An 18,852-nucleotide genomic window follows, 5' to 3' on the forward strand; every position below is an offset into this window, starting at 1 on the left:
GCCCGGAGTCGGGGCACGGCGGATAAGCTCGCCGGGTGACCGACTCGAACCTGCTGCAAGGCCCTATCCATGGTGTACACGTCGAGCTGGGGGCGACTTTCGCACCGTTCGGCGGGTGGGAAATGCCCGTCTCGTACGAGGGGACGGTGGCCGAACATCAGTCGGTCCGCACCACGGTCGGACTGTTCGATGTGAGCCACCTGGGCAAGGCGACGGTGCGCGGTGCGGGTGCCGCGGCGTTCGTGAACTCGGCGCTCACCAACGACCTCGGCCGGATCCGGCCGGGCAAGGCGCAGTACACACTGTGCTGCGCGCCCGACGGTGGCGTGATCGACGATCTGATCGCCTACTACGTGAGCGACGACGAGATCTTCCTGGTCCCCAATGCCGCCAACACCGCGTCGGTGGTCGCCGAGCTGCAGAAGGTGGCGCCCGAGGGCATCACGGTGACCGACGAGCATCGTGAGTACGGCGTATTCGCGGTCCAGGGCCCGCGCTCGACCGAGGTGCTCGCCGCGCTCGGCCTGCCCACCGAGATGGAATACATGGCCTACGCCGACGCCGAATGGGACGGACGTCCGGTGCGCGTGTGCCGCACGGGCTACACCGGCGAGCACGGCTACGAGCTGCTGCCCCGCTGGGCCGACGCCGAACCGCTGTTCCGCGCCCTCGTCGCGCAGGTGAAGGCCGCCGACGGCCAGGCCGCCGGACTCGGCGCCCGCGACACGCTGCGCACCGAGATGGGCTACCCGCTGCACGGCCACGAACTGTCCCTGGAGATCTCCCCGGTCCAGGCCCGCACCGGCTGGGCCGTCGGCTGGAAGAAGCCGGAGTTCTGGGGCAAAGCCGCACTGGAGCAGGAGAAGTCGGCCGGTCCGCGCCGAACCCTGTTGGGCCTCAAGGCACTCGACCGCGGCGTCCTGCGCCAAGGCCAGAACGTGCTGCGCGACGGTGAGCCGGTCGGCGAAACCACCTCCGGCACCTTCTCACCCACCCTCAAGATCGGCATCGCCCTCGCCCTCCTCGACACCGAGGCAGGCATCGAGTCCGGCACCGAGGTCGAGGTAGACGTCCGCGGCCGCCGCCTCCGCTGCGAGGTCATCCGCCCGCCGTTCGTGGAGACGAACACGAAGTAGGTGCACCGCTCGCGTGAGACGACGTCTCGCGCGGCAACAGTTGTGTGCCTCCGGCAATGCTCGGGACCCTGATCTCGTCGTGAGCGGCCAGCGACTGCCGTGCGGATATCCCGAGGCCTGGCTACCGGCGCATGCTCTTGGCAGGTGGCTGGTCTTGTGGGTAACCGAGCGGTGCGCGCGGTACCCGACTTGCGCGTGAGCGGTTGTCCGAAGGACGCGGCGATGCGGCGTGACGCGACGCGGCGTGTCGTTCGGCAAGTCGCGGCGTGGCGCGCTCTCAGGTGCGCAGGTTGCGTACTGCCCGGTGTGATTTCCTGGGGCGAATTGAGGCGCGGGGTGCACATTGGTGCGCGAGTGGCTGGGGTGGCGGGAAGTTCTGCGGTACGAGGGGCAATCGGCCGCAAAGCTTGAAAGCGGCTTCGTTAGGATCAGGCGCATGACCGTTGCTGCACAGTTTGCCCGTGTCCCGCATCCCGCGCCCGCCCCGGCGCAGCGGGTACAAGAGGTACTGGCGGCGCCCGGGTTCGGGCGGTTCTTCACCGATCACATGGTCTCGATCGACTACATCGACGGCGAGTGGACCAACGCGCGCGTCGAGCCGTACGGTCCGCTGCCCCTCGACCCCGCGACGATGGTCTTCCATTATGGCCAGGCCATCTTCGAGGGATTGAAGGCGTACCGGCACAGCGACGGCAGCGTCGCCTGCTTCCGCATCGACGCGAACGCCGCGCGGTTCCGCAGGTCCGCCCGCCGGATGGCGATGGCCGAACTGCCCGAAGAACTGTTCATCGAGTCCGTGCGTCAACTGCTCGAGGTGGACCGCGACTGGGTGCCCGCCGCGGGCGGCGAGGACTCGCTGTACCTGCGCCCCTTCATGTTCGCCACTGAGGCCGGGCTCGGCGTGAAGCCCGCCTCCGGCTACAAGTACCTGCTCATGGCCTCCCCGGCCGGCGCCTACTTCCCGCGCGGCGTGAAGCCGGTGCGCGTGTGGCTGTCGACCGATTACGTGCGCGCCGCCCCCGGCGGCACCGGTGAGGCCAAGGTCGCGGGCAACTACGCCGCGTCCCTGCTCGCCCAGGCCGAGGCGACCGAAAAGGGCTGCGACCAGGTGGTCTGGCTGGACGCGTGCGAGCGCCGCTACGTCGAGGAGATGGGCACCAACAACCTGTTCTTCGTCTTCGGCTCCGGCTCCGAGGCGCGCCTGGTCACCCCGGAGCTGTCCGGTTCGCTGCTGCCCGGCATCACTCGCGACTCGCTGCTCACCCTCGCCGCCGACTCCGGCTTCAAGGTCGAAGAGCGCAAGGTGTCGGTCGAGGAATGGCGCAAGGGTGCCGAATCCGGTGAAATCACCGAGGTTTTCGCGTGCGGTACCGCCGCGGTGATCACCCCCGTCGGCTGGGTCCGCTCCGACGACGGCGAGTTCACCATCGGCGGCGGCGAGCCCGGCGAGGTCACCATGGCGCTGCGTGACACCCTCACCGGGATCCAGCGCGGCACCTTCGCCGACATCCACGGGTGGATGCGCGGAATGTAGTCCGTGAGTGGCACACCATGGTGGGGGTCTCTCGCGATTTGCCGTGATGGTGTGCCACTCGACTCGCGGCCTGACGACCGACTCAGCTGGGCATGAACACGTGCCACTCGTCCAAGGTCTTGGGGCGCAGCACGTAGTTCTTGTCCCGGACAGTGGAGAGCGGGGCGTGCGGCTCCTCCGAATACCAGTGGCCGGGGTAGACGACCGGGTCGCCGGACAATTCGGCCAAATAGCGCAGGCTGCGGAACATCTCGTCGGAGTCGCCGCCGGGGAAATCGGTGCGGCCACAGCCGTCGACGAACAGGGTGTCGCCCGCGATGAGCCGGTCGTCGAATAGGAAGCACTGGCTGCCCGGCGTGTGTCCGGGGGTGTGCAGCAGTTCGATGTCGAAGGTGCCGACGCTGACCTTGTCGCCGTGTTCGTGGCCGGTGAGTTCGCTCGGTGCGATGCCCGTGACGTTGGCGACCCAGGAGAGCTCCTGTGCGTTGATATGCACTGGGACGCTTGTCTTTTCGAGCAGTTCACGCACCCCGCCCAGGGTGAACCCGAGCATGGTTCCACCCACATGGTCGGGATGGTGGTGGGTCGCCAGCACCCCCGTCAGCCGGAGCCCGTCACCCTCGGCGATATCCACCAGATCGCCCGCCGCGTACGCCGGATCGACCACCAAACACTCGCCGGTCTCCCGATCCCCGATCAGATACGCGAAGTTCCGCATCTGCGTCGCAATCGGATCGCCGACGGCGTAGTCCCTCCCCGACAACAGCTGGCGAAAATACAGGCGCTCAGAAGACATACCGCACACCTTATTGCCCGACCCAGACGATCCGCGCGCCGCAGGCGCAAATCGTTTGCTGCGTCGAACTCCCGGCCCGGCAGAGACCTGGACGTTTGCCCATCTAGGGCGGACCAAGATCAAACGCGATATGGTTGTGGCGGCGCTGTTGCCTCCGGTGTCAGAGGGACAGGGTGGCGGCGGTGAGGGAGACGGTGAGTTCGATGGTAGCGCCGAGGGTGTCGCCGGAGAGTCCGTCGAATCGGCGGACGCAGTGGCGGATCAGGACGGTGGAGGCGGCTATGGCGATGAGGATGGCGAGGGGGCCTTGCCAGTGGTTGGGTGTGGCGAAGATGGCGGCGGCGAGTGCTGCGACGGACCAGGCGGCGGCGGTGAGTGAGGACTGGGTGCCTGCGACGAGCGCACCGAAGGTGGCGTCCGGCGCGGCGTTGATTCCCTTGCGGCAGGCGAGAACTACCGCGACGCGGCCGACGGTGACCGCGAGGGCGACGGCGAACCAGCGGTTTGCCTCCGCCAATGCGGCGAACGAAAATGCTTGCACACCAATGGAGAACACTATGGCGGCGACACCGAAGGGCCCCGCACCGCCGCTCTTCATGATCTGCCTGGCCCGCTCCGGTGGCCCGTAACTGCCGAGCCCGTCCATAGTGTCGGCCAGCCCGTCCAGATGCATGCCCCGCGTGATCAACGCCAGCGCCCCGACCACCAGCAGCCCGGCAAGCGCCGAACTGGCCCCCGCCCAGACCAACACCCACAGCAGCCCGGCCGCCCCCACACCGAGCAGCCCACCAACCAACGGCGCCAACGCAATTGCCCGCCCAGCCGCCGCCCGATCCACACTGTCTGGCCCACGCACCGGCAAAACGGTGAGCCAGGACACCGCAAGCCGCAACCCGTTCATTGGCGGTCTACCCGTACCGCAGTGGGAAAACGCTGTGTCGCAAGGGAACCGCCGTTACCGCGGCCGCAGGGCTCGGCGAATCCGGCGGAAATCGTCAGCCCACGACGACTGGGATCAGTTGTGCCGCAATAGCAATGGACGCCGTGCGAAGTGGCGGGCGCTTCGGTCCACGACGGCCGATCGGTCATTTCCGCAGGTCCGGCGTGGCCGGGGGAGTCTCGGTGGCGGGGGTGAGGCCCGGGGCGTCGGCGGTGTCCGCGGGGACGGTGAGGTCCGTGTTTTCTGCGGTGTCGGTGTCTGCGGTGCTGACGCCTGCTTCGGCGAAGGTGGACATCTCGGCGAGGGTGGCGACTGCGGCGCGCAGGATGGGGAGGGCGGTGAGGGCGCCGGAGGCTTCGCCGAGGCGCATGTTCAGGTCGAGGAGCGGTTCCAGGCGTAGGCGTTGCAGGGCGAGGTTGTGGGCGGGTTCGGTGGAGCGGTGGCCCGCCAGCCACCAAGCCGATGCGCCTGCGGCCAGGTCTTCGGCGACCAGGGCGGCGGCGGTGACGACCACGCCGTCGAGAATGACGGGTGTGCGGCGGGTAGCGGCCTGCGCGAGGAATGCGGCCATGGCGGCGAAGTCGGCGCCCGCGGCGACGCGCAGCAACTCGACCGGGTCCTTGACGATCGGACGAGCCCGGCGCATGGCGTCGCGGATCGCGGCGACCTTGCGCGCCCAGCCTGCGTCGTCGACGCCGGTGCCGCGGCCAACGGCGGCAACGGGTTCGGTGTCGGTGAGTGCCGCGATGAGGGCGGTGGCGGGGGTGGTGTTGCCGATGCCCATGTCGCCCGCGATGAGCACGTCGGCGCCCGCGTCGATCTCCTCGTCGGCGATCGCCTTACCGGCGGCCAGCGCGGCCTGAACTTCCTCGGCGGCGAGCGCGTCCTCGCGGTCGATGGACCCGCTGGAGCGGCGCACCTTGTGCTTGGCGATGAGCGAATCGGTCTCGCCGTCGACGGAGATGTCCGCGACCCGAACGGTGGCGCCCGCGACAACGGCGAGGGCATTCACCGCCGCACCACCGCCGAGGAAGTTCGCCACCATCTGCGCGGTGACCTCGCTCGGATACGCCGAAACCCCGTGTCGCGCAACGCCATGATCCCCGGCGAACACCACCACCCTGGCCCGCTCGAACTGCTTCGGCGGGCACACACCCTGACACGCCGCCACCCAGTTGCCGAGCTCCTCCAACCGCCCGAGCGCCCCACCGGGTTTGGTCAACTGCGCCTGCCGCTGCTCGGCTGCCGCCCGAACCTGTGCGTCGGGCGGCGTCACCGGTCCAAATCCGTGTGTCACTGTCGAGCCTTTCCGGTCAGAACGGTCCAAACACTCATACGCCGCTCAATCTTGCCCGCCCCAGCCAGCACCCCGCACATCACCCGCCCCAACCCGCGATGTGTCGCACACACTGTGTACTTCGCGCAGCAGCCCGCGAGCTCGGCTCGTGTGTGCGAGCGCGCCGATGGAGACGGGGCGCCGTCCAGCGACCCGGCTCGAGGGTGCGCGGGTGCAGACGGAGACTAGGTGCCCCGCGTAGGTCCCGTCCGAGCGAGTGATGTGCTCTTCGCGCACGTGATTCGCTTGTTGCACACCGCTCAGCTGCTCGTGTCCTGTGTGATGTGCTGAGCAGGTGTGCGAAGTGCTGACTAGTCGGGATGGGCGGTTCTGTGCGGGTGCGCCGAATCCGGGTGGATTCACTTGAGGCGCAGGGGGAGTCCGGCTACTACGAGGAAGGCTTCGTCGCAGGCTTGGGCGAGGCGTTGGTTGAGGGTACCGATTTCGTCGCGGAAGAGGCGTCCGGAGCGGGTGGCGGGGATGATGCCCATGCCGACCTCGGGGCTCACAATGATCAGGCGATGCGGGTAGGCGGCGACGGCGGCGACCAGGGCATCGGCGTCGGGAGTGACGGTGCCGCGCGGGGATTCCCAGGCGTTGCGGGCGTCGATGCGGGCAGCGAGCCAGGTGCCGATGTCATCGATCAGCGTGGTGCCCTCGGGTGCCGAGGCGCCGAGAACGGTTGCTGGATCGGCACTTTCGACCACGGTCCAGTCGGCGGGCCTGCGGTCGCGGTGCGTGGCGATGCGTTCGGCGAAGTCGAGGTCGGCGGGGTCGGGAATCGAGGTCGCGAGGTAGCGGACCCGTCCCGGGGCATTGCCGGCCAACTCTTCGGCATAGGCGGACTTACCCGACCGAGCGCCGCCGAGGACGAGCGTCCGGCGCGGCTCGACGGACGAGGCACTGTGCGACACGTCAGCACGTTATCAACCGGATCGACGTGCACGCGTCGGCGCGGGCAGGAGGCGCGCCCGAACAAGAGCCGAACCTGGTCTCGGGATCCGCATCCAGAATGGGCTCCCAGAAACGGTGCAGATCCCGAGAAAGACATCCCAGGAGCTTGAATGTCAAGCAGCGGACTGCTGAGCTGGGTCGGGCCAGGCTGTGGTCTCGTTGTAGAGGGTTCCGGTTTTGAGGCAGCCGTGCAGGATCCCGACGAGTCGGTTGGCGAGCTGGCGTAGCGCGGCGTAGTGACCGACACCGCGGGCTCGCTGACGGTCGTAGTAGTCGCGGGCGCCCCGGGACCACATCAGCGCGGATTGCGCCTGGGTGGTGAGGGCGTCGATGAGCCGGTCGTTGTGTACGAACCGGGCCAGGGCGACCTTCTTCTTGCCCGACGCGCGGGTGATCGGGGAGGTGCCCGCGTAGTTCTTGCGGGCTTTGGCGCTGCGGTAGCGGTCGGGGTCGTCACCGAACTCTGCGAGCACCCGGGCACCGAGGACCTGTCCCAAACCGGGCTGGGACGCGATGATCTCAGCGGCCGGGTGCTGCCCAAAATGCGCCTCGACCTGCCCCTGCAACGTCTTGATCTGGGTGTTGAGGACAGTCAGGACCGCCAGCAGCGCCTGGACCGAGGCTGCGTAGGCCTGCGCCACGACCTCGGGCTGGCCGAGCTGCTCGCTGCGCAGTGCGGCCGCAATAGCGGTGGCTTTGTCGGCGACGTTGCGGCGGCGCGCCCGCTTCAACGCGGCACTGATCTGGGGGATCGTGAGCCGGGCCGCCGCAGCTGGGGTGGGTGCTTTGGCGAGCAGTTCCAGGGTGTCGGCGGCGTCGAGGTCGTCGAACGCGGCCAGCGCGGCGGGGAAGTAGTCACGCAGAGCGTGACGCAACCGCTGGGTGTGGCGAGTTCGGTCCCAGATCATCGTCTTGTGAGCACGGGCCACCACCTTCACGGCCTCGGCTCGCGCGGAATCCCCAGCGACAGGTCGCAATTCGTGGGAATGGGTGCGGACCATATCCGCCAGCACGTGAGCGTCACCAGCGTCGCTTTTGGCACCCGAGACTCCCAGCCGGTCCCGAAACCTGGCCGCCTGCAATGGATTCACCGCCAGTACCGTGTATCCGGCGGCGACCAGCGCCCCGACCCAGGGACCGCGGTCGGTCTCGATCCCGACCAGGACCTCGACCTCGTCGGCGTCGTCGACCAGGCCGCCGAGGATCGCGTGCAGTCTCGCCATTCCGGCGACGCCCTCGGGCACGCGCGCTTTGGCCAGGCGGCGCCCGGCGGTGTCCATCACCTCCACGTCGTGGTGGTCTTCAGCCCAGTCATCTCCTACGAACAGTCGCAACAATCCTCCAATTGCTAATGCCGATCACCGTCGAGCAGCCAGCAGGAGAACCATCAGCGACCTAATCAAGCAGTGCTCACGCCCATTCGGGCGGGCACGACATCCCAGCAGCGATCAACTCTCCCGGCCTACCGGCAGGGGCACGGTCTTTCTCCAGGACTCGAAGTCCAGGGTGCGAAAGTGCTCACCTACCGGCCGGCTACTACCAGGAGTGTGCCGGATAGCTCACTCCCAGAACTGATTAGGGTGCGCGGGTCAGGCTGAGGTGTCGACGACTTCGGGGACGGCGCCGAAGCGGCGGCGGTATTCGGTGGGGGCGATGCCGACGAGTCGTTGGAAGTGGTGGCGGAGCAGGGCTCCGGAGCCGAAACCTGCGCGGGTGGCGATTTGTTCGAGACCGAGGTCGGTTTCCTCGAGCAGTTGTTTGGTCAGCAGCACGCGCTGGTTGGTCAACCACTTCACCGGGGTGGTTCCGGTTTCGGCGGCGAAGCGGCGGGCGAAGGTGCGCGTGGACATGGTCGAGCGAGCGGCCAGGTCTTCGATGGTGTGTGGGAGGTCGAGGTTCTCGTTCATCCACTCCAGCGTCGGGATGAGACTGTCGGAGGTGCAGGTGGCGACCGGCCGCTCGATGAACTGGCGCTGACCGCCGTCGCGCTGGGGCGGCACGACCATCCGCCGCGCGATCGCGTTGGCCACCGCGCTGCCGAGTTCGCGGCGCACCAGGTGCAGGCAGGCGTCGATGCCCGCGGCGGTGCCCGCGCTGGTGATCAGGTTGCCCGCGTCGACGAACAGCACGTCGGGGTCGACGGTCGCCTCGGGGTACATCTCGGCGAGCTCATCCACGTAGGTCCAGTGGGTGGTGCATTTACGGCCATCGAGCAGGCCCGCCGCACCGGCAAGGAACGCTCCCGAGCACACGGTCAGCACGATCGCACCCGCCGCGGCGGCATCGCGGACTGCGTCGAGGACGCGCGGATCGAACCCGGTCTTCGTCGAAGCGGCCGGAATGGCGACCAGATCCGCCTTCACGAGCTCTTCGAGGCCGTACTCCGGGGTCACCGTGATGCCGGGCGTCCGGGAGTGCAGCGGCTGGCCTGGTGTGGCGCTGCAGACCTTGAAGTCGAAGGCAGGCAGCCCATCGGCGGTCCGGTCGAGCCCGAAAACCTCGCAGACCACTCCGAATTCGAACATGGCCATGTGATCGGACAGAACGACGGCAACCTTCGAGAGCATGCCTCGAGTATAGTGGCTGGATATTTACGAACTGTGTCAGTTCAGCCACTTTCGGCGGTAACTCAACGAGCGCAAACTTACTGCCATGATAACTTTTCTGATCACCATGGCAGTCATCGTCGCTTTCGCCGCTCTGGTAGCCCACTACCCGGCGCACGAGGGCTCGTCCAACATCACCGATCGCGACGCGCAGCGCATGCAGGCCGATCTGTCGGCGATGCACGGCCGAACCACCAACATCTGACCCATGTCCCCGCAACCGACAGCGGCCCGGCTCGTGTCCACGAGCCGGGCCGCAATCATGTGCAGGGCTGCCGATCCTTCGACCGGTAACGGGAAACAGCTGTCAACCGCGCTTAACGCAGGCTTGAACGGCGTGCCGAAGCCGGGCCTAGCCGCCGCACAGCACCCGGGCTCCACCGAACCGGGCCCGTACTCGCCGCAGCAGCAGAGCTAAATAGCCTCGCCCGGGCTGACCCGAGGCTTCGGCGCCCGCATCTTGCGAATCTGCGACGCGCGCACGAAGGCGTACCAACCCAGCTTGTAACCGGTGTCGTCGGTATCCGGGAAACGCTCCCTGACCCGCCCGTTCACGATCCGGCCGAGCAGGAAACCCTCGGCGATCATGAAGAACATCATCACCAGCATCGCCAGCGTGACGATCGTCTGCAGCGCGGGCGCCACGAACATCGACAGGATCAGCACGAGCGCCATCGGCATGAACAGGCCGACCAGGTTGCGCCGACCATCGACGATGTCGCGGACGAACGCGCGCACCGGCCCCTGATCACGCGGCAACAGGTACTTGTCCTCGCCGGCGAGCATGCGCGTGCGCCGATCCTGGACGGCCGCCTTGCGCTCGGCGGAGGCTTGTTTGCGCTCCTCTTTGCTGCCGCGAGTGGCCTTGCGCCGGGCGCGGGCCTCCTTCGCGGTGAGCGGTGCTGGAGCGATCGGGCCACGGCGCTTGCCTTGTGCGTCACGGCGTTTCGGAGTGGGACGGCCCTTGCCCGCGGTGGCGGTAACCGCCGTGCGAGTGGAGCCCGCGGTCGAGCCGCCGTCCACGACCGCCGTCTGATCGGCGGCCGCGTCGGTGGTGCTGGACTCGCCGCGACGGAACAATTTCACATCGACCAGGCTATTCGATGGAATACCCGGCGGGAAATGCGGTCCGATTCGCGCAGGTGTGGTGGGTCACGTAGGTGCCGTGTTCCTCGGGGCGCAGTGATGGCAAGATGGGGAATAGCAGCCCGCCGAGTGGTGTTGACCGACATGACCCGTGCGCTGTTCACGGGTCGACGACAGGTTCCTCGAGGAGAGTTCATGACTGTGCAGAACGAGACCGCCACCGAAACCCACGGTGCCGTGCTGACCGATGCTGCCGCCAGCAAGGCGAAGGCGCTGCTGGACCAGGAGGGTCGCGACGACCTGGCGCTGCGCATCGCCGTGCAGCCCGGCGGCTGTGCCGGCCTGCGGTACCAGCTCTTCTTCGACGATCGCTCGCTCGACGGCGACATCGTTGTCGAATTCAGCGGCGTCAAGCTGGCCGTCGACCGGATGAGCGCCCCGTACATCCAGGGTGCCTCCATCGACTTCGTCGACACCATCGAGAAGCAGGGCTTCACCATCGACAACCCGAACGCCACCGGCTCCTGCGCCTGCGGCGATTCGTTCAACTGACCGAACCCGTCCGACTCGTCGTAAGCGGGTTCACCGCGTAACAGCCCAACCCACGTGAGAGCTGCTCACGTGGGTTTGCGCGTTTTCTGACTGCGCTGGATCCAAGGCCGTCTCGAAACGCTCCGGCCACCGCCGGAGCATCAGATTTCGTAAGGATTCGGGCGTGTCGCGGACCGGCCGATAACGACAATCCGGCCCAACGATCGCGCGCCGCCGGGGATCTCGCGCACGTCCCCCACCGGATCGAGGTCTCGGAGCCCCCGGCCAACATTGGTACGGTAATGCTGGGACTTCGTTCCCGGTCTGCACCGCCTGCCGCCTACCGTTGAAGGGCCAGCCTCGTGTCCATCGCCGTTTCCGCGTCCATTGCCACCGACCACCTCATGCGTTTTCCCGGACGGTTCCGTGACGCACTGCTGGCCGATCAACTCGACCACGTGTCCCTCAGCTTCCTCGTCGACGATCTGCAGATCCGTCGCGGTGGTGTCGCAGGCAACATCGCCTATGCCATGGGGCTTTTGAACCGCACGCCCCTGCTCGTCGGTGCCGTGGGCGCCGACTTCGCCGAGTACCGCCAGTGGCTCGAGTCGCACGGCGTGGACTGCTCCGGCGTGCTGATCTCCGAGCGTGCGCACACCGCGCGCTTCGTCTGCACCACCGACGACGACATGGCGCAGATCGCGTCGTTCTACCCGGGTGCGATGAGCGAGGCCCGCGATATCTCCATCGGCGAACTCGCCAAGTCACATTCGCTGGACCTGGTGCTGGTCGGCGCCAACGACCCCGACGCGATGCTGGTGCACACCGCCCAGTGCCGCGAGCTCGGCATCCCGTTCGCCGCCGACCCGTCCCAGCAGCTGGCCCGCCTCGACGGCGAGCAGGCCGTGCAGCTGATCGACGGCGCCGCATACCTTTTCACCAACAAGTACGAATGGGCGCTGCTGCTGCAGAAGACCGGACTCAGCGAGGCCGAGATCGCCCAGCGCGTCGGCATCCGGGTGACCACGCTCGGCGCCGACGGCGTGCACATCGTCGACCGTGACGGCACCGAACTGACCGTCGGCGTCGTCCCGGAGACCACGAAGGTCGAGCCCACCGGCGTCGGCGACGCGTTCCGCGCCGGTTTCCTCACCGGCCACACCGCGGGCCTCAGCCTGGAGCGCTCGGCCCAGCTGGGTTCCCTCATCGCGGTCCTGGTTCTGGAGACCATGGGCACCCAGGAGTGGACGCTGAACAAGGAATCCGCACTCGAGCGTCTCGCCGGTGCCTACGGTGCCGAAGCCGCCGCCGAAATCAAGCCCCTGCTCTGAGTCTGCTCGCTGCCGCGCACGTGTTGTGTGGCAGCGCACGGAACTGCTAGTGATTTCGTGCGCGGCGTGAGAATGTATGCGCGCGAACGGTATTAGCCGGTGCTTGAGGCTCCGGATCAAGTCCGGAGGTGGCATCGCCGCGGCGGTGACGGGCCGTGCGAGTTGCTGCCACGTCACCAGACGCAAAGTGCCCCTCAACCTTTCGGCGAGGGGCACTTCGACGTCGACTTACAGCGAGACCGGGTAGACCGGCTCCTGGATCTCCGGCTTGATGCGGTCCTCGACGAAGATCCCGTGCCACACCATGAACACCAGCAACGTCCACAACCTGCGGCTGTGATCCGACGTCCCCGCGCGGTGTGCGACGAGCATGTCGCTGATCGCCGCCTTGTTCAGCAGGTGGTCGGTCTGCGATTCGAGGATCTGCTGCTGGGCCCAGTCGTAGAGTTCGGTGCCGCGCAACCAGTGCCGCAGCGGGACCGGGAAGCCGAGCTTGGCGCGGTGCAGCACGTGCGGCGGCACGATGCCCTCGAGTGCCTGGCGCAGTGCGTATTTCGTGGTTTCCTTGGTGATCTTCTGCTCGAACGGCAGCCCCTCGGCGACCTTCAGCACCTCGGAATCCAGGAACGGCACCCGCAGTTCGAGCGAGTTGGCCATGGTCATCTTGTCGGCCTTGACCAGGATGTCGCCGCGCAACCAGGTGAACAGGTCCAGGTGCTGCATGCGCGCCACCGGGTCCCAGCCGCGGGACTGCGCGTAGATCGGCGCGGTCACGTCCTGATGGGTCCATTCGGGCCGGAATTCCCGTAACACGGAACGCAATTGGGCGTCGCTGAAGCTGCGCGCGTTGCCGTAGTAGCGCTCCTCCAGGCTGAGCGAGCCGCGGTGCAGCAGGCTCTTGCCACGGGTACCGTCCGGAATGCGATCGGAGAGCTTGCCCGCCAGCCTGCGCAACCCGCCGGGCAGGTACTCGAAGGGCTTGAGCGACAACGGCTCCCGGTAGATCGTGTATCCACCGAACAGCTCGTCGGCACCCTCGCCGGACAGCACCACCTTGACGTGCTTACGCGCTTCCTTCGCCACGAAGTACAGCGGCACCAGCGCCGGATCGGCCACGGGATCGTCGAGGTACCAGACGATTTCGGGAATCGCGGCGGCGAACTCGGCGGGCGAGACGGTCTTGATGACGTGCTTGGCGCCGATCGCCGCGGCGGTCTCGGCGGCGACGTCGGCCTCCGAGTAGCCCTCGCGTTCGAAGCAGCTGGTGAAGGTGATCAGCTTCGGGTTGTGCCGCATGGCCAGCGCCGCGACCGCGGTGGAGTCGATACCGCCGGACAGGAACGAGCCGACGGTGACATCGGCGCGCATGTGCTTGGCGACCGAGTCCTCCATCGCCTCGGCAATCTCGCGGTAGCGCGCAGCTGCCGAACCCGGTGTGAAGGGGCGAACCTTGAACTCCGGATGGAAGTACCGGGTGGCCTTCGGCGCCTCGCCCGGACGGACCGTCGCGTAGCTGCCGGATTCCAGCCGCCGGATGTCCTTGTGCAGCGTCTCCGCCTCCGGCACGTACTGCAGCACCGTGTAGTGCTCCAGCGCGCGCGGATCCAAAGCGTCGGTGAGTTCGAGCGCGGGCAGCAGTTCCAGCAGGCTCTTCTTCTCGCTGCCGAACGCGGTCCCGCCGGGCCCGGTCGCCAGGAACAGCGGCTTGATGCCGAACGGGTCCCGCGCCAGGAACAGTTCCTTGGTCTCGGTGTCCCAGATCGCGAACGCGAACATGCCGCGCAGCTTGCGCACGGCCTCGGGTCCCCAGTAGTGGAACGCCGCGACGACGGCCTCGCCGTCACCCTCGGTCAGGAAGATCGAGTCGGCACCGAACTCCGCGGCGTGCGCCTCGGCCAGCTCCTTGCGCAGCTCGATGTAGTTGTAGATCTCGCCGTTGAAGGTCAGCGCATAACGCTCCCGGTTCTCCGGCGGCCCCCAGCGCAGCGGCTGGTGCGAGTGTTCGATATCGATGATCGACAGGCGGTTGAAGCCGAAGATCATGTGATCGTCGTGCCAGGTGCCGCGTTCGTCGGGACCACGGTGCCGGACGCAGTGCAGTGCGTCGTACACCTGCTCCACCACGCCAGGCGCTGCCTCGTCAGATGTCAGAAACCCGAGCAGTCCACACACGGCGTCGGCAACCTCGTTTCTCCGGTCGGGACACGGCCGGAAAACGGCGCGTCCGAATGTCTTGCGGGGGCGGTGCGCAGCGTCTGCCGCGAGTGGTTGTTCCGGTACCTGCCGGGGCCTGATCTCGCGGTGAGCACAGCGGCCGAAATGTTGTGTCCGAGTATGCCGCACACGCGCGCTGCGCGCGTACTGCGCACCCTGTCCAGGGCTTTTGCGGACGGATGCGCAGGTGCGTGCGATGCGCGGAGTGTCGAATGCGACCCGACGACAAAGAGGGCGCCCGTTTGGTCTACGCTGCGTAGTACTCAGGCCATTCTCAGGCGGCGTACGCGCTCGACCCGGGACCGGCCTGATCATGTGCTTAGAACGTATCGCCGGGGCGGTCGCAGCCCAGGCGGTGCAAATGTCGGAATGTGTGGCGACCAGGAAGGCGTGAGCGTGGCGCACAAGGCGAGCGAAGAGATCGGGGCACGACCCGTGCAGGGTTCACCCACCCCACCGGCTTCGCCGGCTAGCCGTCCCCAAGGTCGGATCCTTCGGCGGGCCGGGCTGGCGGTGTCCCTCGGGATCACCGCGGTGCTCGTCTCGGGCTGCTCGATCGACAATGTTTGGCTGCGGTTCGGCTGGCCCTCGGGCGTCACGCCGCAGGCCACCCGGATGCGGGAGCTGTGGACCTGGTCCGTTGTCGCCGCCCTGTTGATGGGCGTGCTGGTGTGGGGTCTGACCTTCTGGACCGTCGCCTTCCACCGCAAGAAGGCGGACTCCCCGGAGTTCCCCCGGCAGACCGGTTACAACGTGCCGCTGGAGCTGACCTACACGGCGGTGCCGTTCGTCATCATCGCGGTGCTGTTCTACTTCACCGTCGTCGTGCAGAACTACGTGCACGAGAAGGTCGACAATCCCGACGTGACGGTCGACGTCACCGCCTTCCAGTGGAACTGGAAGTTCGGCTACCGCGGGGTGGACTTCAAGGACGGCGCCAAGTACGACGGCATCGACACCACGCGTGAGGCCTCGAACCAGGAACAGATCGAGGGGTACAAGGAACGGACCAAGGATGGTCACCCGCAGCCGGGCCCGATGCACGACGGCCTGCCCGCGCACGACATCCTGTCCTACCTGCACTACGACAAGGTCGAGACGTACGGTTCCAGCACCGAGGTGCCGGTGCTGGTGCTGCCGACCAACAAGGTGATCGAGTTCCAGCTCGCCGCCGCCGACGTGGTGCACGCGTTCTGGGTGCCGGAGTTCCTGTTCAAGCGCGACGTGATGCCGAATCCGAAGGAAAACCATTCGGACAACATCTTCCAGATCACCAAGATCGAGAAGGAAGGTGCGTTCGTCGGCCGTTGCGCGGAAATGTGCGGCACGTTCCACTCGATGATGAACTTCGAGGTACGTGCGGTTACACCGGAGAAGTTCACCAAGTACATGGATGCGCGCAAGAAAGGCCAGACCAACGCCGAAGCGCTGCAGTCCATCGGTGAGTCGCCGGTCGCCACGTCGACCCGGCCGTTCAACACCGAGCGCACGACCAAGACCGCGGCCGAGGCAAAGTAAGGGACTGATCTGACATGAAGATCGAAGCGCGGATTTTCGAACTGCTGACGGTGTTCTTCATCATCGTCGCGATTGTCTACGGCTACTTCACCGGCGTTTCCCGCACCGGTGTGGAATGGGCGGGTACCACCGCGACCGTCCTGACCGCGGGCCTGTCGCTGATCATCGGCACCTACTTCCGCTTCGTCGCGCGTCGCCTCGACCTGCGTCCGGAAGACTACGAAGATGCCGAGATCGTCGACGGCGCAGGCGACCTGGGCTTCTTCTCGCCCGGCAGCTTCTGGCCCATCAGCCTGGCCGGTGCCGGTGCCATCACCGCCCTCGGCCTGGCCTTCTTCCAGTTCTGGCTGATCGGCCTCGGCGTGGTGTGCATCCTCATCGCCGCCGCGGGTTTGGTCTTCGAGTACTACCTCGGGCCCGAAAAGCACTGACACTGTTGCCGAAAGCCCCCTCCGCATCCGCGGGAGGGGGCTTTCGTCGTTTCGGAGTGTCGCGTCAGATGCCGAAGGCGTGCATGAGGCGGGCCGTGGAGCGGGGGGCTACGCCGGCTAGGGCGTAGAGGGTGCGGGTGAAGCGGGGTTCGAGGCGGGGGGATTTGGCGTGGATGGCGGTTTCGATGCGGTGGGCGGTTTGGTCGGCCTCAGGGGTCGGTTCCTCGGTGTACTGGGTGGCGTCGAGGTCGGCGCGGAAGGCGGGGTAGTGGACCGCGGTGACCTGGATGCCGTGCGGGGATAGTTCGGCGTCGGCGCATTGGCCGAAGGTGGTCCAGGCGGCCTGAGCGCTGGCGTAGGAGGCGAAATTCGGTGCGGCGCCGGTGTTCACGTTCCAGGGGCCGGCATTGATCACGTGGCCCGTGCCGGACCGCAGCATGGCGGGTAGGAGGCCGAGGGTGAGGCGCAGCGGGCCGAAGTAGTTGGTGGCCATCATTCGCTGGTAATCGCGGAATCGGTGTATCGACTCGGTCACCGGTCTGCGCATCGGTCGCCCGGCAATGTTGATCAGCACGTCGATGGTGCCGAATTCGCTGAGCACCCAGGTGACCAGCTGGTCGACGTCGCCGAGTGCGGAGATGTCGCAGCGATTCCAGTCCGCCACACCGCCGTCCGAGCGGATCTCCTCGCAGGCACTGATCAGCTCATCACTGCCGCGCGCCACCAACAACAGTTGGGCGCCTTGGGCGGCAAGCACATTCGCGGTGGCCCGGCCGATGTCGGAACAGGCATCGGTGATCAGCACGCGCTGGCCGATCAGCGATCGCTCCGGCGGACGGTGACGCTTACGTTCAACGAATCCAACCGGGACAGCACGAAATTCGGGCATCGGCACAGCAACCTTCACAAGCGGACGGGCTGAACACACGCACGGCACCACACCAACAGTGCCGACCACACCGGCCGCCGCTACCTTCTGGCGACCATGCACGGCCGGTCACAGTATAGAGTTTGCCCACCGTTTGACGGAGCCGTTCGCCAAATGCCCCGGGCAGCACCTGCCCCCTTGAGACACCAAGTGCGGCAACCACCAAGCCATCCGCACCGGGCTGCAACTATGTCCCGCAAGGCCACATCTACTGGCAAGCCAGTTACCTGTCGCATTCGCAGCAGCGTCGGCCACGCCCCATCTCGTCGCCGAGCGGACACCACCGGGCCCTCCCTCAATTCACCGCCGTCATATCCCTTCGAGGCTCCGTCGCCCGAGTTTGTTGCCGAGCGGGCAGCGGTGGTTGGAGAACTTTGACTTGTACTGCTGGTCGATCCTTGGAACTCGGATTCGGTCAGGCTTGGCTGGATCTTGCAGCAAGGGACCGGGCTGTCGCTTCTCAGCCCGGCAGCGTCCCGGGGTTATCGACCACACCCTGACGTTCGCGTTATCGGTCCACCCCTCGCAGAGATGAGTGGGCTAATCGTGCAGGGCTCGGATCAGGTCGCGCGCGACAGCATGGGTAGCGATAGGTCGGCTATCGGTCGACCTATCGCTGCCAGTCATGGTTCCGTGTGCAGAACCTAGGTTGTCGGGTGTGGGTAAACGCAGTCGGCGTTCTGGAAATTCGGCATCCCCGCTCTAATTTCCGGTGAATTCGACTGCGGTTACTTGGAAGGTTTATCGACGTGCTCGACCAGAGAATTGATTTGAGTTCTGGCCGCTGGATGTGCCGAAGTCTTGGGTCCAATAAGGTGTGCCGGTTTTGCTTTTGGCAAATCCGACACCGATATCACGAAGGCTGCAATTGAGAATGTTGGCGCGGTGGCCTGGGCTGCGCATCCAGCCGCTGACTACGGCAGAAGCAGTCGGTTGTCCCGAGGCGATATTCTCGGCCCAGGCGCTGGCGCGGTAGCCCGTTGCCTTGATCCGATCGCCCGGACTGCCTTTGGGGGAGTTGTGGTCCAGGACGCCGCGGGCGGCCATGTCCGCTGTGTGCGCCTGAGCGGCCTGGGTGAGGCGGCTTTCGGCTTTGAGGGCGGGGCATCCGGACTTCGCGCGTTCCGCGTTGGTGAGGCTGACGACCTCGGCGATGGCGGGCTGGGCCTGCGGCGCGGCTAGGGCCGTCGGACCCCAGGCCATCAGACCGGCGGAAAAGCCTGATATGACGAGACAAGTAAGTGAGGAACGGGTCAGAGCGGGAGAAAGACGCATAATTCAGACTCCACGGTTCGTATTACGTTTAAATAACGGTAGCATCTCGCCCGGAGTGACGGCAAGATCGCAGCACCATCTTTGTGGGCTCTAGCGGCCTGGTGGCAATCGGCCGATTCGGTGCGGGAGATTCGACTTCATAACGTAGCGAGGAAGACGAACCGTCCGATACGATGCGTGACATCCAAAATGGCCGTATCTCAGGACACCGGACGGTTTCATTCTTCGCCTCACCC

17 protein-coding genes are annotated in these 18,852 nt (G+C 66.7%); 7 read left to right on the plus strand and 10 right to left on the minus strand.

All coding sequences use genetic code 11. The features are described 5' to 3' along the window. The first annotated feature begins 35 nt into the window (after positions 1-35). Together gcvT and ACQPW1_RS15400 are read left to right on the plus strand one after the other, a co-directional pair. Positions 36-1,136: a glycine cleavage system aminomethyltransferase GcvT gene (gene gcvT / locus ACQPW1_RS15395; protein WP_433663387.1), complete on the plus strand. Its 1,101-nt coding sequence runs from the start codon at positions 36-38 to the stop codon at positions 1,134-1,136. Positions 1,137-1,572: 436 nt separating this feature from the next. Beyond that, entirely contained in the window at positions 1,573-2,670 is a 1,098-nt protein-coding gene (locus ACQPW1_RS15400; protein ID WP_433663388.1) for a branched-chain amino acid aminotransferase, read from the plus strand. Between the two features lie 82 nt (positions 2,671-2,752). On the opposite strand, the gene ACQPW1_RS15405 is transcribed toward ACQPW1_RS15400, so the two are convergent. The 6 genes from ACQPW1_RS15405 to ACQPW1_RS15430 all read right to left on the minus strand — a co-directional run bounded on the left by ACQPW1_RS15405 (position 2,753) and on the right by ACQPW1_RS15430 (position 9,263). Beyond that, positions 2,753-3,466 carry an MBL fold metallo-hydrolase gene (locus tag ACQPW1_RS15405; RefSeq protein ID WP_433663389.1) on the minus strand — a complete coding sequence of 238 codons (714 nt, stop codon included), beginning with the start codon at positions 3,464-3,466 and terminating at the stop codon, positions 2,753-2,755. A 160-nt stretch (positions 3,467-3,626) separates the two neighbouring features. Further along, a complete protein-coding gene (locus tag ACQPW1_RS15410; RefSeq protein ID WP_433663390.1) occupies positions 3,627-4,367 on the minus strand; it encodes an adenosylcobinamide-GDP ribazoletransferase in 741 nt (246 codons plus the stop codon). A gap of 184 nt (positions 4,368-4,551) precedes the next feature. Further along, positions 4,552-5,703, minus strand: coding sequence for a nicotinate-nucleotide--dimethylbenzimidazole phosphoribosyltransferase (cobT, locus tag ACQPW1_RS15415; RefSeq protein WP_433663391.1), 1,152 nt, complete (start codon positions 5,701-5,703; stop codon positions 4,552-4,554). Between the two features lie 398 nt (positions 5,704-6,101). Further along, on the minus strand, positions 6,102-6,656 hold the full coding sequence (gene cobU / locus ACQPW1_RS15420) for a bifunctional adenosylcobinamide kinase/adenosylcobinamide-phosphate guanylyltransferase (protein ID WP_433663392.1): 555 nt from the start codon (positions 6,654-6,656) through the stop codon (positions 6,102-6,104). Between the two features lie 153 nt (positions 6,657-6,809). Beyond that, positions 6,810-8,033, minus strand: a complete 1,224-nt coding sequence (locus ACQPW1_RS15425) for an IS110 family transposase (RefSeq protein ID WP_433653875.1) — start codon at positions 8,031-8,033, stop codon at positions 6,810-6,812. Between the two features lie 252 nt (positions 8,034-8,285). After that, positions 8,286-9,263, minus strand: coding sequence for a helix-turn-helix domain-containing protein (locus tag ACQPW1_RS15430; RefSeq protein WP_433663393.1), 978 nt, complete (start codon positions 9,261-9,263; stop codon positions 8,286-8,288). Positions 9,264-9,348: 85 nt separating this feature from the next. On the opposite strand from ACQPW1_RS15430, the gene ACQPW1_RS15435 reads away from it, so the two are divergent. Beyond that, positions 9,349-9,507, plus strand: a complete 159-nt coding sequence (locus tag ACQPW1_RS15435) for a hypothetical protein (protein ID WP_433663394.1) — start codon at positions 9,349-9,351, stop codon at positions 9,505-9,507. Between the two features lie 209 nt (positions 9,508-9,716). Here ACQPW1_RS15435 and ACQPW1_RS15440 read toward each other — a convergent pair whose 3' ends face one another. Then, entirely contained in the window at positions 9,717-10,325 is a 609-nt protein-coding gene (locus ACQPW1_RS15440) for a DUF3043 domain-containing protein (protein WP_433665243.1), read from the minus strand. 258 nt (positions 10,326-10,583) lie between these two features. Between ACQPW1_RS15440 and ACQPW1_RS15445 the strand changes: the two genes are divergently transcribed. Both ACQPW1_RS15445 and ACQPW1_RS15450 read left to right on the plus strand, forming a co-directional pair. Continuing rightward, positions 10,584-10,940: a HesB/IscA family protein gene (locus tag ACQPW1_RS15445; protein WP_069165132.1), complete on the plus strand. Its 357-nt coding sequence runs from the start codon at positions 10,584-10,586 to the stop codon at positions 10,938-10,940. A gap of 341 nt (positions 10,941-11,281) precedes the next feature. Next, on the plus strand, positions 11,282-12,250 hold the full coding sequence (locus ACQPW1_RS15450) for a carbohydrate kinase family protein (RefSeq protein WP_433663395.1): 969 nt from the start codon (positions 11,282-11,284) through the stop codon (positions 12,248-12,250). A gap of 228 nt (positions 12,251-12,478) precedes the next feature. On the opposite strand, the gene asnB is transcribed toward ACQPW1_RS15450, so the two are convergent. Continuing rightward, positions 12,479-14,422, minus strand: a complete 1,944-nt coding sequence (asnB, locus tag ACQPW1_RS15455; protein ID WP_433663396.1) for an asparagine synthase (glutamine-hydrolyzing) — start codon at positions 14,420-14,422, stop codon at positions 12,479-12,481. 438 nt (positions 14,423-14,860) lie between these two features. Here asnB and ctaC point away from each other — a divergent pair, with 438 nt between their 5' ends. Together ctaC and ACQPW1_RS15465 are read left to right on the plus strand one after the other, a co-directional pair. Then, the gene (ctaC, locus tag ACQPW1_RS15460) at positions 14,861-15,982 is read left to right on the plus strand and encodes an aa3-type cytochrome oxidase subunit II (protein WP_433663397.1); all 1,122 of its coding nucleotides are present in this window, start codon (positions 14,861-14,863) and stop codon (positions 15,980-15,982) included. A 14-nt stretch (positions 15,983-15,996) separates the two neighbouring features. Then, positions 15,997-16,413 carry a cytochrome c oxidase subunit 4 gene (locus ACQPW1_RS15465; protein ID WP_396972139.1) on the plus strand — a complete coding sequence of 139 codons (417 nt, stop codon included), beginning with the start codon at positions 15,997-15,999 and terminating at the stop codon, positions 16,411-16,413. Between the two features lie 64 nt (positions 16,414-16,477). Here ACQPW1_RS15465 and ACQPW1_RS15470 read toward each other — a convergent pair whose 3' ends face one another. Both ACQPW1_RS15470 and ACQPW1_RS15475 read right to left on the minus strand, forming a co-directional pair. After that, positions 16,478-17,302 carry an SDR family NAD(P)-dependent oxidoreductase gene (locus ACQPW1_RS15470; RefSeq protein WP_433663398.1) on the minus strand — a complete coding sequence of 275 codons (825 nt, stop codon included), beginning with the start codon at positions 17,300-17,302 and terminating at the stop codon, positions 16,478-16,480. Between the two features lie 780 nt (positions 17,303-18,082). After that, a complete protein-coding gene (locus ACQPW1_RS15475) occupies positions 18,083-18,616 on the minus strand; it encodes a CAP domain-containing protein (RefSeq protein WP_433663399.1) in 534 nt (177 codons plus the stop codon). Positions 18,617-18,852 lie beyond the last annotated feature (236 nt).

It is taken from the genome of Nocardia sp. CA-128927 (genome assembly GCF_050955855.1).
In the GTDB taxonomy this organism is placed as follows: Bacteria; Actinomycetota; Actinomycetes; order Mycobacteriales; family Mycobacteriaceae; genus Nocardia.

Coding starts and splice junctions, on each gene's coding strand:
- ACQPW1_RS15400 (WP_433663388.1), top strand. CDS start 1,573: ATGACCGTTGCTGCACAGTTTGCCCGTGTCCCGCATCCCGCGCCCGCC.
- ACQPW1_RS15405 (WP_433663389.1), bottom strand. CDS start 3,466: ATGTCTTCTGAGCGCCTGTATTTTCGCCAGCTGTTGTCGGGGAGGGAC.
- ACQPW1_RS15410 (WP_433663390.1), bottom strand. CDS start 4,367: ATGAACGGGTTGCGGCTTGCGGTGTCCTGGCTCACCGTTTTGCCGGTG.
- ACQPW1_RS15430 (WP_433663393.1), bottom strand. CDS start 9,263: ATGCTCTCGAAGGTTGCCGTCGTTCTGTCCGATCACATGGCCATGTTC.
- ACQPW1_RS15435 (WP_433663394.1), top strand. CDS start 9,349: ATGATAACTTTTCTGATCACCATGGCAGTCATCGTCGCTTTCGCCGCT.
- ACQPW1_RS15445 (WP_069165132.1), top strand. CDS start 10,584: ATGACTGTGCAGAACGAGACCGCCACCGAAACCCACGGTGCCGTGCTG.
- ACQPW1_RS15465 (WP_396972139.1), top strand. CDS start 15,997: ATGAAGATCGAAGCGCGGATTTTCGAACTGCTGACGGTGTTCTTCATC.
- ACQPW1_RS15470 (WP_433663398.1), bottom strand. CDS start 17,302: ATGCCCGAATTTCGTGCTGTCCCGGTTGGATTCGTTGAACGTAAGCGT.
- ACQPW1_RS15475 (WP_433663399.1), bottom strand. CDS start 18,616: ATGCGTCTTTCTCCCGCTCTGACCCGTTCCTCACTTACTTGTCTCGTC.